The sequence below is a fragment of the Algoriphagus litoralis genome, from assembly GCF_003259255.1.
GTDB classification, from domain to species: Bacteria; Bacteroidota; Bacteroidia; order Cytophagales; family Cyclobacteriaceae; genus Algoriphagus; species Algoriphagus litoralis.
The window spans coordinates 392,010-404,441 of record NZ_QGOL01000003.1; the positions used below are offsets into that span (position 1 = coordinate 392,010).

The 12,432-nt window shown below is 42.3% G+C and carries 11 protein-coding genes; 1 reads left to right on the top strand and 10 read right to left on the bottom strand.

Going from position 1 to position 12,432, the window contains the following annotated elements; genetic code table 11:
* Nucleotides 1-91: 91 nt before the first annotated feature.
* Complete coding sequence (locus tag DK188_RS05130; RefSeq protein ID WP_111669724.1) at nt 92-529, bottom strand: peptidylprolyl isomerase; 438 nt, start codon at nt 527-529, stop codon at nt 92-94.
* Between the two features lie 214 nt (nt 530-743).
* A complete protein-coding gene (pckA, locus tag DK188_RS05135) occupies nt 744-2,345 on the bottom strand; it encodes a phosphoenolpyruvate carboxykinase (ATP) (RefSeq protein WP_111669725.1) in 1,602 nt (533 codons plus the stop codon).
* 345 nt (nt 2,346-2,690) lie between these two features.
* Between pckA and DK188_RS05140 the strand changes: the two genes are divergently transcribed.
* Entirely contained in the window at nt 2,691-4,190 is a 1,500-nt protein-coding gene (locus DK188_RS05140) for a peptide MFS transporter (protein WP_232825666.1), read from the top strand.
* 396 nt (nt 4,191-4,586) lie between these two features.
* Here DK188_RS05140 and DK188_RS05150 read toward each other — a convergent pair whose 3' ends face one another.
* From DK188_RS05150 to DK188_RS05185, 8 genes are all read right to left on the bottom strand, one after another.
* A complete protein-coding gene (locus DK188_RS05150; RefSeq protein ID WP_111669728.1) occupies nt 4,587-7,583 on the bottom strand; it encodes a TonB-dependent receptor in 2,997 nt (998 codons plus the stop codon).
* Between the two features lie 320 nt (nt 7,584-7,903).
* Nucleotides 7,904-8,245, bottom strand: coding sequence for a gliding motility protein GldC (gldC, locus tag DK188_RS05155; protein WP_111669729.1), 342 nt, complete (start codon nt 8,243-8,245; stop codon nt 7,904-7,906).
* 57 nt (nt 8,246-8,302) lie between these two features.
* Nucleotides 8,303-8,962 carry a 3-oxoacid CoA-transferase subunit B gene (locus DK188_RS05160; RefSeq protein ID WP_111669730.1) on the bottom strand — a complete coding sequence of 220 codons (660 nt, stop codon included), beginning with the start codon at nt 8,960-8,962 and terminating at the stop codon, nt 8,303-8,305.
* 3 nt (nt 8,963-8,965) lie between these two features.
* The gene (locus DK188_RS05165) at nt 8,966-9,661 is read right to left on the bottom strand and encodes a CoA transferase subunit A (RefSeq protein WP_111669731.1); all 696 of its coding nucleotides are present in this window, start codon (nt 9,659-9,661) and stop codon (nt 8,966-8,968) included.
* A 12-nt stretch (nt 9,662-9,673) separates the two neighbouring features.
* Nucleotides 9,674-10,597, bottom strand: a complete 924-nt coding sequence (locus DK188_RS05170) for a bifunctional riboflavin kinase/FAD synthetase (RefSeq protein ID WP_111669732.1) — start codon at nt 10,595-10,597, stop codon at nt 9,674-9,676.
* On the bottom strand, nt 10,584-11,267 hold the full coding sequence (gene truB / locus DK188_RS05175) for a tRNA pseudouridine(55) synthase TruB (protein ID WP_111669733.1): 684 nt from the start codon (nt 11,265-11,267) through the stop codon (nt 10,584-10,586). Before truB ends, DK188_RS05170 begins: the two co-directional genes overlap by 14 nt.
* Before the next feature lie 49 nt (nt 11,268-11,316).
* A complete protein-coding gene (locus DK188_RS05180; protein ID WP_111669734.1) occupies nt 11,317-11,526 on the bottom strand; it encodes a DUF3098 domain-containing protein in 210 nt (69 codons plus the stop codon).
* A 2-nt stretch (nt 11,527-11,528) separates the two neighbouring features.
* Nucleotides 11,529-12,419 carry a cell division protein FtsX gene (locus tag DK188_RS05185; protein WP_111669735.1) on the bottom strand — a complete coding sequence of 297 codons (891 nt, stop codon included), beginning with the start codon at nt 12,417-12,419 and terminating at the stop codon, nt 11,529-11,531.
* Nucleotides 12,420-12,432 lie beyond the last annotated feature (13 nt).

Consider the following 12,432-nt stretch of genomic DNA (forward strand, 5'->3'; position numbering starts at 1 on the left):
TGAACTTGATGAATTGATCAGACTCAATTACCATTCCAAACCTTGGATTAAGTGTCCTTCAAAAAAAATCCCCTCATTTGAGGGGATTTCATTAAGCTTCTGAGATTACGATTTTTTCAATTTTATCACCTGCTCTGATCTCATCGATGACATCCAAGCCTTCGACTACTTTGCCAAAGCAAGTGTGATTTCTGTCCAAATGTGCGGTATTGGTCCTGCTGTGGCAGATGAAAAACTGGGAACCGCCTGTATTTCTCCCGGCATGCGCCATCGATAGAACACCACGATCATGGTATTGATTGTCCCCATCCAATTCGCATTTGATTTTGTAACCTGGTCCACCGGTACCTGTTCCATTTGGGCATCCTCCCTGAATTACAAAATTTGGGATTACTCTGTGAAAAGTCAGCCCATCGTAAAACCCTTTGGTCGAAAGGTCTATGAAGTTCTGAACAGCGATAGGGGCGTCCTTCTCGTAGAATTCTACTTTCATAGTCCCTTTTTCTGTAATGATTTCTGCAGTTTTCATGTCTTTATAATTTGTTTTTAATGGTCACCTAAAATCTTGCTCGATAGGTACTTATCCTGATGTTTGAGGTATTTGTCATACCCGATTCCACCGATTCAAAATTTCTAGTTAACCGTACAATGGTTCAGAAGAATTTGGTTGGCAAAAATAGGACCTAGACTTGGTTTTTTAGCATGAAAAAAAGAAAAGGGAATGAATTTCATTCCCTTATTTCTTAAACGATCGGAGATCCTTCTATTATCGTGTGATCAGCATCGTCTCTGAATTTTTCGAAATTGTCCACAAATGCCTTAGCCAAATTTCTGGCAGTTTCGTCATAGTGATTTGGATCTGTCCAGGTATTCCTTGGATTCAAGATTTCGAAAGGAACGTCTGGGCATAGTTCAGGGACCATAAATCCAAAAATTGGGTCTTTTCTGAATGGCGCAAATTCCAAGTTTCCGTTGAGAGCAGCTGAAATCATTGCCCGAGTATGAGAGAGCTTCATACGGGTGCCTATACCATACGGTCCTCCAGTCCATCCGGTATTGATCAGCCACACGTTCACCTTATGCTTTTCCATTTTTTCGCCGAAAAGCTTTGCATAAGTAGTCGGATGTAAAGGAAGGAAAGCCGCTCCAAAACATGCCGAGAAAGTCAATTTTGGTTCAGTGACGCCCATTTCTGTTCCCGCTACTTTTGCGGTATAGCCAGAGATAAAATGATACATTGCCTGACTGCTGTTCAATTTTGAAATCGGAGGAATCACTCCAAATGCATCTGCTGTCAAGAAAAAGATATTTTTGGGGATGCCTGCTACTGAGGGATTTAGCGCATTCGGAATGTAATGGATCGGGTAGGCGGTACGGGTATTTTCCGTGATAGATTTATTGGTGTAGTCGACTTCTCTTGTCCCGGGTTTGAATCGGGTATTCTCAACGATCGCCCCAAACTTGATCGCATCATAAATCTCCGGTTCTTTGTCGCGAGTCAGGTCAATGACTTTGGCGTAGCAGCCACCTTCAAAGTTGAAAACGGAATTTTTGGTCCAGCCGTGCTCATCGTCGCCGATCAGTTGGCGGTTGGGATCCGCAGATAGCGTAGTTTTTCCCGTACCGGAAAGTCCAAAAAATATCGCCGTATCCCCATCCTTTCCCATATTGGCGGAACAGTGCATGGATAGCACATTTCGCTCATGCGGAAGGATGAAATTCAGAACTGAGAATATTCCCTTCTTCATCTCTCCAGCATAGGCAGTTCCACCGATCAGAATCATCCGCTTGCTTAGATTTAAGATGGCAAAGTTTGGGTTTCGTGTCCCATCCAGTTCTGGGTCTGCTTCAAAATCTGGCGCGCAGATGATCGTGAAATCGGATTGAAAGGATTTGATTTGGTCCTTGCTTGGCCTAAGAAACATGTTGTAGCAAAATAGGTTATGCCAGGCCAAGGTGTTGATCACCTTTAGGTTTAATTGGTACTCAGGATCAGCACCAGCCAATGCATGTCTGACGAATAAGTCTTTGGTGGAAAGATGGTATTTCATCTTTTCCAATAAAGCATCAAACTTTCCTTCGTCAAATGGGATATTGACATCGCCCCACCAGACAGCGTCTTTGGTTTTCTCATCTAGCACTATAAATCTGTCCTGAGGAGCCCGTCCGGTAAATTTACCGGTGTCTGCCATCAGGGCACCTGTGGCCGTCAGGAATGCCTCCTTTCGGCTCAGAGCATGCTCGACTAATTCGGCTGGGGTAAGGTTGGTGAATACTTTCCCACTGGTGTCCACATCTGGTTGTGGGTAGGAAGAAAGAGAGGGTGTCAGAACAAGGTCCTGCATACGTATTTGGGTTTAAATACTGAAAATTGTCTACTCAAAATTAGGGAGATATTTTCAAAACGAAACCAAAAAAACCTCATTTTTTCGCTTTTCAATCGATTACGGAATAAAAACAGAATATTATTTGACTTGAAGAGTTTTTATAGTTATAGCGGAAAGGCTAAAGCTGATTTTCCTCAGTAAAATTTGAGAATCTGAGTGTCAGGGTTGTAAAACTTTTGGAAACAAGAAGCAAAAAAGTTTATCATTGTAGATTGAATATTACCCAAAACACAAACGAACTTGGAAAAACAACTGACTCCAGAATTTGAAGGCGGAACAGCCTTCGGTCATCCAAAGGGACTGATGACGCTTTTTTTTACTGAAATGTGGGAACGCTTCAGTTACTATGGAATGCGAGCACTTTTAATCCTTTTTATGACCAAAGCGATCGTAGATGGTGGGTTAGGTTTCGATGATAAAACAGCCGGAGCTGTTTATGGACTCTACACGATGGGAGTTTACCTTTTGGCATTACCTGGAGGTTGGCTAGCTGATCGGCTTTTTGGACTCAAAAAATCCGTTTGGTACGGAGGAATTATTATTGCTCTAGGTCATTTCATGATGGCACTTCCAGGAGTGGAAGCTTGGATTAATGGCGGCTCTGCAGCCAAAGATTCACTCAGCACCCTAGACACCACTTCTTTCTTTTTGGGTTTGATTTTGATCGTTTTAGGGACAGGATTATTGAAGCCCAACATCAGCTCTATTGTCGGTCAACTCTATCCTCCAGGCAGTTCCAAGCGTGATGCAGGATTTTCAATCTTTTATATGGGCATTAACCTAGGTGGATTTATTGCTCCTATAGCGTGTAGTACGGTTGCTGAGTATGATATGCACATGGGCTTTGGATTGGCAGGTCTAGGTATGGTGTTTGGTTTGATTCAATATAAACTTACAGGAAGCTCTCTGGATGGATATGGAGAACCTCCTATTGCGGTCACGCAACAAGAAATTGCTTCTAGGAAAAAACTCAGGTCCGTTACTTCAGTGGTCGGGCTAGTTGGTGCAGTGATTATCGCGATACTATTTACAGGTGTGATTTCAATAGACGCTTCAGCGATTGCAGGAGCATCGGGGACAGTTATATTAATAGTTGCTTTTGGTTATTTGGGCTATGTGATGCTCTTTGGTGGGTTAGAAAAGCCTGACAAAATGAAGGTTGGCGCAATTGCAATCCTTTTTATTTTCTCAGCAATGTTCTGGTCAGGCTTTGAGCAAGCAGGGTCCACCTTGAACCTTTTTGCCGAGCGATTTACTGACCGAACGATCTTAGGTTGGGAAATCCCAACAGGTTATTTCCAGTCTATCAATTCACTATTCATTATCATTTTCGCTCCGTTTTTCGCAGCCCTATGGGTAGGGTTGGGGAGAAAAAATTTAGAACCTAGCTCTCCTCTGAAATTTACCTTTGGACTTTTGCAACTAGGATTGGGTTTCTTTGTGATGTATTTCGCGACAAAGATTGCGGCATCTGGTGATTTAGCTGCCCCTAGTTGGTTAATCATTACCTATATGCTTCACACATTTGGGGAGTTGAGTTTGTCACCAGTTGGGCTTTCGGTTACAACCAAATTAGCACCAAAGGGCTATGGAGGACAAATGATGGGCATTTGGTTTTTGTCTGTGGCACTTGGAAACTTGTTTGCCGGGATTATTGCTGGAGAGGCAAGTGGTGGAACAGAAGAAGGTTTGGCGGCCATGCCCGATCAGTTTATGATGATCGTCTATACGGTGGTCGGATCTGCACTATTGCTCTTTTTATTGAAACCGGTTCTCAAGAAATTGATGGGCGATGTGAATTAATATACGTTTCTTGAATTCTAAAAAACCTGTCTTCATCGACAGGTTTTTTTTTGCTCTTTCCTAAAGTTTGCTCATTCTAGATGACTTTCAATTGCTTTTGTATTACTCATTTGTATTCAATTCATGGATCTCTTAGCTCTGGAAAGCATTGGTAATCATCTCCTAAATAGGAATGGTTTGGGCTATTTACCTTACTTAATTTGTAAAGCCAAAATTTCCTACACCTTAGGTTACCCATTTATTAATCCAAACATATTTTCTGGTTGGTTGCTTCCAGCATTCAACTTCCAAATGACTTATATCTCTTTGATTTGAATAAATAGTATTCGTGATAGATAATTAAAAAAGGCCATCCGGAGTTACCAGATGGCCTTTTGTATTTTATTTTATCGAGTCTTAGTTCAAAAACTCATCAAAGGTCAAACTGATGTAGTACATCGTGCCGACAGTCGGGTTACCCCAAGCCTGACGGTATCCACTTGAGTTGAACAAGTTGGATCCGCCCACTTTCAAGATGGATTTTAGGTTTTTCAGTTTGTAGCTGAACTGAGCATCAAAGGTGCCGAAGGCAGGCATCACGGATTGTTGCGAAGAAGATACTGCAGGGCCTACGAATGAGGATTGCCATACAAATTCACCTTGCCATCTGTAAGACAGCGAGAAACCTGTGTTTTTCACAAACTCTCTATTAGAGAAGTTAAGAACATATCGATATTCTGGTGTGTTGAAAGATGGCTGAAATCCAGTCTCTGCAAAGTCCTCTAGGTTTGATAGTGTGTTATAGGATACATTCCCGCCTACGGAGTAGTTTTTAGGAAGTTTGTAATCCAATCCAACGGCCCATCCCCATGATTTGATTACTTCTGTTCTGTTGACTGGCATGGAGAACACATTTCTTGTGTTCGCGCTCAATAGGTTTAACCCAAGTGCTGAAGCAGGATTTTGAGGGTTTGGATTTCTATCTTGAATCAAAACCTGACCGCCAATGAAGTTTTCAAATTCGTTGAAATAGGCATAGGCGTCGATTAAGAGTCTGTTAGAAATAAGGCCTTTATAGCCTACTTCAAACGATTTTACTCTCTCAGGCTGGAAGTCAGTCAATTCTTCTTCAACAAGGAGGTTCTGATTGTTTGTTGCCGCGATTACAGGTACAAGTTGAGCTGCTAGTGGCGCGATCAATTCTGGAGTAGGTGTGATACCTTGAGCGATCAAGATCTGAATAGCCTGCTGTACAGCAGCGTTTCTCACGGCTTCAGTTCCTGCATCTCTTAGCACAGCACCACCGAAGTTAGCTACAGTGGCTTGAGAATACACTGGGTTTTGGCTGAAATTGTATCGATCTCTAAACAAAGGCAATCCACCGATCAATCGAGCTTGTGGAGTTACTAGATCAATATATTGATCCTGTGTGGTAGGTATTCTGAAACCTGTCTGATAAGATGCTCTGAAATTGTGATTTCCTGCGGTATATACACCAGATATTCTAGGTGACCACTGTCCATCGAAGTTTTCGTTCTTATCATATCTCACAGAGGCTGTCAGTTTAAACTTGTCGTTAAACAGTTTTTTGGTGCCTTGAGCGTATCCGCCGTATTCAGCAATAGAAAATTCGCTGCCGTTTTCATCAAGAGCAAATAAGGTTCCTTCAGAATTCAGCTGATAGCTTCTATAGTTAGCACCAATTACGAAATCGGCAAATTTGACGTCTTTTAATTGGTAAGAACCTTCAACGTGGTAGAGGTTAGTTTTGTCAACAAACTGGGATCCGATATTTCTTGGGATAGTTTGAAACTGTCCAGGAATAGGAGTAGAGGTGGTATTGTTTCTGGCTTGGTTGAATTCTGCTGTACCCGGAGCAAATCTTCCAGTGTCTGCCACACCACGTGCCACGCCATGGGCTGTAGCATCATCCGCGCCTTGAGCTTTGGCTTGCGCAAATGCTCCTGCATATTCGGCATACCAGAGTTCGGAAGGTTTCCAAGCTTCATTGATTGCATTGGCTGCGATACCTACAGCAAAGGCATCTCCAGAACGCTCCTGAGTCGTATAGGCTCTTACGTACCAGTGTGAGCCTCTAAGCTCTGCTTTGTATTGACCCAACTTAAAGTTTGCAATGGAATAGCGGTCAGCTCCAGTATAGACTGTTGTACCTGCTCCATAATTTCCCTGGAATATCGCCTCTACCCGGTCATTCAATCTCCAGTGCAGAGCTGCGTTGAATTTGATTGATTTGGTGTTGTAATCCGCCAGATCACGCTCTGCATATCCTGTCCGGGATATCTGTGACTGTGGAATCAGAGGAAGGATTGCTGCTGGTAAAAATGGCTGACCAGTTGCAGGATTGATGGTTTGTGTCAAGGATTGAGCTACCGAAAACAGGTTTTGTGTGCTTTCATCCCCATAGACGTTTACACCGTTATAGCCTGGATTATTTAATCTTGAACCTCCTTCAATAGAAGAGCCGTTTAGAAGCGATTGATCTCTGAAATCATTGGCTTGCCAATCGTCTGCAGACAGATAAGAGAAGTTTACTTTGAAGGCTAGTTTGTTGTTAAAAGCTTTTGCATAGCGGGCGCTGAAATCATAAAAGCCAGTAGAAGCAGTTGATCTGCTTTGCTCACTCATGATGCCAGTTTTAACACTTGCTGATAATCCCTGATATTGGAAAGGATTTTTAGAATTCATCAATAGAATCCCGTTAATCGCATTTGGACCATACAATGCAGAGGAAGCACCAGGAAGTAGTTCTACACTTTCGAGGTCAAGCTCAGAAATACCGACAATATTACCAACGGAGAAGTTCAACCCAGGTGCCTGATTGTCCATTCCATCGATCATTTGAACTGTTCGCACGTTGCCGTTTGCGTTGAATCCTCTGGTGTTAAACGATTTGAAGGTAAGCGATTGCGTACTCATTTCTACACCTTTCATATTATTGAGGGCATCGTAGAAGCTGGCCTGCGGTACTTCACGAATGGCAATGATGTCCATTTTTTCTACCGATACAGGAGATTGCATGATGCTTTCTTCCACTCTGGAGGCAGAGATCACTACTTCTTGTCCCATGATGGAGGATTCTGACATGGCTATGGAAAGATCACTTATTCCATTTGTGATTTCCACTTCTTGAGTAGTAAAACCCACCATTGAAAACACCAATGTAAACGGAGGGTTCTGTGATACATTGAGGGTGAACTTACCTGAGAGATCTGAGATCGTGCCGATCACTTTTCCTTTGACAAGGATATTTACTCCGACCAATGTCTCTTTGGTATCTGCATCAGTGACTGTGCCGGAGATGGTTGTCTGAGCGAGCGCAACTCCGGTTCCCAAGGAAACCAGAAGTAGGAGTGAAAACACTGTCCCCCAGATTTTTCTTGTAAAATTTTTCATAGGCTATTTTGTGTAATTATTTTGGTGTATTGACATTGTGCCGTTTAGGCTTTCAATTCCTCGAAATTTATGTTAAAAACTGATATTTCAATTTTTCCCAACTAAAAAAAATGCCTGCTTCTTAAAATGAGAAATTGGCTCTTTTGGGAAACTGAGGAACTTTTCCAAAGAAATAGAAAATTTTTCAAGCTTCTATTGTAAATACTTAACCTTTCCGTTGATTTTATTAAAAAATCCTAAATCATTGAGTTTTGATTTGCATTTACTTTAAAAAAAAGTCCTGATTGCATTCAGGACTTTTTTGGGTTTTTTGATTTAGATCAAGAGTTTTTTTTGTTCTCTTCATTCACATGGCGGACCAATCGGTCACATAGTTCTTTTATTTCTTCTGACATGTATTCATCTCCTGTACTGTTCAAGATAGTCTGGGCCATTCCGCCTAGTATGTCTATATAGAATCGCTTCATCTCGACTACGGACATTTCTTCAGTCCAGAGATCAATTCGAAGCGTGGCATGATTCAGATTATCCCAAACATTGACACTGATGCTTTTGGTGGACTCTAAGCCTTCCGATTCCTTATCTGAGGCATCCCATTGGATAGTTTTTGGTAGATTTTGCTCATCCAGTTCTATCTGGAATTTGATTTCTGATTTCTTCATTTAGTCAAAATTTATCGGGAAACCCGTAAAATGCGATTCAAGTTCCCGTTGATTGATTTAATCAAAAGTCATTTCGGGAATTTCTCCTTCGATGATCAATTTTCCTGCAGTCTTGGTTTTGATTTCATCGATTGAGACTCCAGGAGCTCTTTCTTTTAGAATAAAGCCGCCATTTGGAGAAACTTCCAACACTGCCAGATCAGACACTATTTTTTTGACACACCTGATTCCAGTTATGGGTAAGGAGCATTGTGGTAAAAGCTTAGACTGGCCATCCTTGGAGCAATGCTGCATGGCAACGATGATATTCTCCGCAGAAGCCACCAGGTCCATAGCTCCACCCATGCCTTTGACCATTTTTCCGGGAATTTTCCAGTTGGCAATGTCTCCATTTTCGGATACCTCCATTGCACCGAGGATAGTGAGGTGAACGTGACCTCCACGGATCATGGCAAAAGATTCGGCTGAATTGAATAGGCTTGATCCCGGTACCATGGTGATCGTCTGTTTGCCTGCATTGATCAAATCTGGATCTACTTTATCCGCAGTAGGGAAGGGGCCAATGCCCAGTAGGCCATTTTCGGACTGAAGGACTACATCTAAACTTGCTGGGATATAATTGGCAACCAAGGTAGGAATACCTATTCCAAGGTTGATGTATTGTCCATTTTTCACCTCTTTAGCTATTCGCTTTGCGATTTGTTCTTTAGTCAGCATGGCTTAGGGGGTTATTGTTCGTTGCTCAATCCGTTTCTCATAATTCACTCCCTGAAAAATCCGCTGTACGTAGATTCCCGGCGTATGAATTTGGTTGGGATCCAATTCCCCCGCTTCGACCAATTCTTCTACCTCAGCTATACATATTTTGCCGGCAGCTGCCATGATGGGATTGAAATTTCGGGCCGTACCTTTAAATATCAGATTTCCTACTGTATCGCCTTTCCAAGCTTTAATGATTGAAAAATCAGCTCTGAGCCAGCGTTCCATCAAATACATCTTGCCGTCAAATTCTCTGATTTCCTTTCCCTGAGCTACTTCAGTGCCCACTCCGGCGGGTGTGAAAAAAGCCGGGATTCCTGCGCCTCCAGCCCTTACACGTTCGGCTAAGGTCCCCTGAGGTATCAAATCCACCTCCAGCTCTCCACTTAACAATTGCCGCTCAAACTCTGCGTTTTCACCGACGTAGCTGGAAATCATCTTTTTCACCATCCGTTTTTTGAGCAAAAGGCCGATTCCAAAATCATCCACCCCTGCATTATTTGATACGATAGTGAGTCCTGATATCGGTTTCTGTAATAGGGCCTGAATGCAGTTTTCTGGAATGCCGCTCAAACCAAAGCCCCCCATCATCAGAATACAACCGCTCGGTATGTCTGCGACAGCCTCAGCGGCATTTTTTACAGTCTTATTTATCATGTTAATCTGGGTTTATAGAATAGTTCTTGCATGCTGTTGATCAAGAAAAAGCTGATTTTTCAATGCATCCAAGCTTTCGAATTTATGCTCATCCCGAATGAACTCCCGGAAATACACCGTGATCTGCTTGTCATATAGATCCCCTTGAAAGTCAAATAAATTAGCTTCTACTGTCTTCTTGGTTCCATCTACTGTGGGTCTATTCCCTATATTCAGCATGGATTTATACATACTCCCACCCACAAGAGCTTCTACTGCATAAACGCCGTCTTTTGGGATAAGTTTGTAGTCATTTGGGATATGAATATTGGCCGTAGGGAAACCAATCGATCGACCAATCTGCTGCCCTTTGATCACTATTCCATTCAGTTCATAGGGTCTTCCTAGGTAAGTCATGGCTGTTTTGACATCTCCGGATACTAACGATTTTCGGATTTTCGTACTGGATACGCCGATTTCATCTACATCCTGACGGGAAATCTCCTCCAATTCAAATCCGAAGGATGTACTGTTAGTTTTAAGGTATTCGAAGCTGCCTTCCCGGTTTTTTCCAAATCTATGGTCATATCCAATTACCAGTTTTTTGGTATCAATTGAATCTATCAGCACTTTCCGAATGAATTCTTGAGAGCTTAATTGAGAAAACTCTTTGGTAAAAGGAATAGTAATCAAGTGATCGATGCCAAATTGCCTGAGTAATTTAGTTTTTTCCTCGAACGTACTCAGCAGGCGGAGCTTGTGTTCATCCGGATACAAAACCAATCGGGGATGTGGCCAAAACGTGATTAAAACTGTTTCCCCGTGAATTGATCTTGCGATTTCGCGGATTCGTTTCAGGATTTTTTGGTGACCCAAGTGAACCCCATCAAACGTCCCAGAAGTAACTACAGCGTTTTTGACGGGGCTAAAACCTGCAAGACCTTCATAGATTTTCATCTGTTCTTGCTTTTATTGATTCGATTAATTCAGGAAGTTGATGCGCGTCTTTTACTGAAAAATTACCGATTCGTGTCCGACGCAAGGAACTCATGTAAGCTCCTACACCTAGAATTTCCCCTAAATCTCGGGCTAAACTTCGGATGTAAGTTCCTTTGGAACATGATATTCGAAAACCAACCTCATTTCCTAGAAAACTTGTTATTTCAAATTCACGGACCTCAACAGGTCGGGCTTCCATTTTTACTTCAATTCCTTTTCTGGCAGACTCATATACCCGTTTTCCGTCCACTTTGATCGCTGAGTGCATGGGCGGCACCTGTAAAATATTACCTGTCAGCTGAGCCGCAGCAGAGGTCACATGCGCAAGGGTGATGTGTGAGGGATCGGATACAGGGATCACTGGTTTTTCCAAATCAAAAGATTCCGTAGTTGCACCGATCACAAAGGTCCCGGAATATTCTTTTTCCTGACCCATGTAGGTCTCTATTTGCTTGGTTTGCTTTCCAGCGCATACGATCAATAATCCTGTGGCCAAGGGATCCAAGGTGCCAGCGTGACCGACTTTTTTGATACGAAGGGCATTTCTTACTTTTTTTACCACATCAAATGAGGTCCATTCCAGTGGTTTATCGATCAGAAATACTTCTCCGTAAGTTTCTTGCTGCATGTTATGTGGGGAAACAGTTCACACCAGGCGAAACTGCGCGATGCTGATTTTAGTTCTTCTCTGTTTTGGCGAAAATCGCATAAAACTCAAAGATAAAACCTCCTAGAACTATAATTGGGCCTAAAGTCAACCCTAAAAATCCATTGCCATGAGGCTCACCATCCAGGGCCATTATGACAAATCCCAGAATAATCAATGCCAGACCAGCCAGCATAAGTCGATAATTTTTCTTTGAAAAAGGAAAAGGTGAATTGCTCATGATCAATAAAGTTCGTCAAGGGACATGTTTAAATATTTATTTACAGCTCTCAATGTGCTCAGCACACTCAATAGGCCTCCCACCACAATCAAAACACCGAAAAGGATCAATAACATTTCCTGATTTTGCAGCATGGCAAATCCTTCGATATTGGCTTTGGTGTACTGCACTAATCCAAATAGAATCACAGAAGCTACCGCTCCAGCCGTCATTCCAAACAGCAGTGCTCGCATCAGGAATGGTTTTCTGATAAATCCTCTAGTGGCTCCGACGAGTTGCATGGAACGAATCAGAAATCGCTGTGAAAATAAGGCCAACCGAATGGTATTGTTGATCAACATGACCACGGTGATGATCAGAATTAATATAAAACCACCCATGACAAGACTTACTTTCAACAGATTTTTATTGATAGAATCTACCAAATCGGTCATATAGGAAACCTCAAATACTCCAGGTATTGATTGGAGATCTTTTGCAATGGTTTCCAATTGCTCTGAGGTTTGAAATTCTTCGGCTACAGCCAGGACATAGCTGTCACGCAATGGATTATCTTCAAGAAACTTGGTGAAATCCTCCCCTGTGCTTTCAATAAAAGTAGCTGCAGCCTCTTCATCGGAAATAAATCTCAGATTGACCGAATCCGAACGGGTAAGAATAAACGGTCGTCCTGAAATGTTCTTTTGAATCTCTTTCAGTTGATTCTCAGGTAATCCCTTGTCTAAAAATACTTGGATTTCAATATTCTCCCGGATCATTTTGGTCAAGCTACGCGCTTGGATCAAAATCACCCCAAAAAGACCTACGATAAACAAAGACAAGGTGGTACTAAAGAGGACACTGCCAAACTTAAAATGTCCAAGTGTTTTTTTCTTGCGGGACGGATTCGCCATAGTTGGGTAATTC

Coding starts and splice junctions, on each gene's coding strand:
- DK188_RS05130 (WP_111669724.1), bottom strand. CDS start 529: ATGAAAACTGCAGAAATCATTACAGAAAAAGGGACTATGAAAGTAGAA.
- pckA (WP_111669725.1), bottom strand. CDS start 2,345: ATGCAGGACCTTGTTCTGACACCCTCTCTTTCTTCCTACCCACAACCA.
- DK188_RS05140 (WP_232825666.1), top strand. CDS start 2,691: ATGACGCTTTTTTTTACTGAAATGTGGGAACGCTTCAGTTACTATGGA.
- DK188_RS05150 (WP_111669728.1), bottom strand. CDS start 7,583: ATGAAAAATTTTACAAGAAAAATCTGGGGGACAGTGTTTTCACTCCTA.
- gldC (WP_111669729.1), bottom strand. CDS start 8,245: ATGAAGAAATCAGAAATCAAATTCCAGATAGAACTGGATGAGCAAAAT.
- DK188_RS05160 (WP_111669730.1), bottom strand. CDS start 8,962: ATGCTGACTAAAGAACAAATCGCAAAGCGAATAGCTAAAGAGGTGAAA.
- DK188_RS05165 (WP_111669731.1), bottom strand. CDS start 9,661: ATGATAAATAAGACTGTAAAAAATGCCGCTGAGGCTGTCGCAGACATA.
- DK188_RS05170 (WP_111669732.1), bottom strand. CDS start 10,597: ATGAAAATCTATGAAGGTCTTGCAGGTTTTAGCCCCGTCAAAAACGCT.
- truB (WP_111669733.1), bottom strand. CDS start 11,267: ATGCAGCAAGAAACTTACGGAGAAGTATTTCTGATCGATAAACCACTG.
- DK188_RS05180 (WP_111669734.1), bottom strand. CDS start 11,526: ATGAGCAATTCACCTTTTCCTTTTTCAAAGAAAAATTATCGACTTATG.
- DK188_RS05185 (WP_111669735.1), bottom strand. CDS start 12,419: ATGGCGAATCCGTCCCGCAAGAAAAAAACACTTGGACATTTTAAGTTT.